1 protein-coding gene is annotated in these 340 nt (G+C 42.9%); it reads right to left on the reverse strand.

Annotation, left to right across the window (positions count from 1 at the left end; translation table 11 throughout):
- A partial coding sequence (locus HMPREF2867_RS08495; RefSeq protein ID WP_256263084.1) for a Rib/alpha-like domain-containing protein occupies positions 1-340 on the reverse strand: 340 nt, incomplete at both ends.

The following is a 340-nucleotide window of genomic DNA, read 5'->3' on the forward strand; positions in this document are numbered from 1 at the left end:
GAACCTTTAGCGTCTGGTGTTTCGCCTACGTTAATGGTTTGATCTTTAGCAGTCGGTGTATTCTTATCCGCATCTGTGCGTGGATCTTTAACAGTTACCTTAACTGGTACTTCGTCTTTAGAACCGTCTGGGTAAGTGACAACAACTGTTGCGTCTTTTTCACCAGCTGTTGTTGTATCTACTGGTGTCTTGTATTCAAAGGTTGTTCCGCTTGGTAGGTCTGAGACATTTCCGATTGAACCTTTAGCATCTGGTGTTTCGCCCTTGTTTACTGTTTGATCCTTAGGCGTTGGTGTATTCTTATCTGCATCCGTACGTGGATCTTTAACAGTTACCTTAA

The organism is Streptococcus sp. HMSC064H09, from assembly GCF_001812625.1.
GTDB lineage: Bacteria > Bacillota > Bacilli > Lactobacillales > Streptococcaceae > Streptococcus.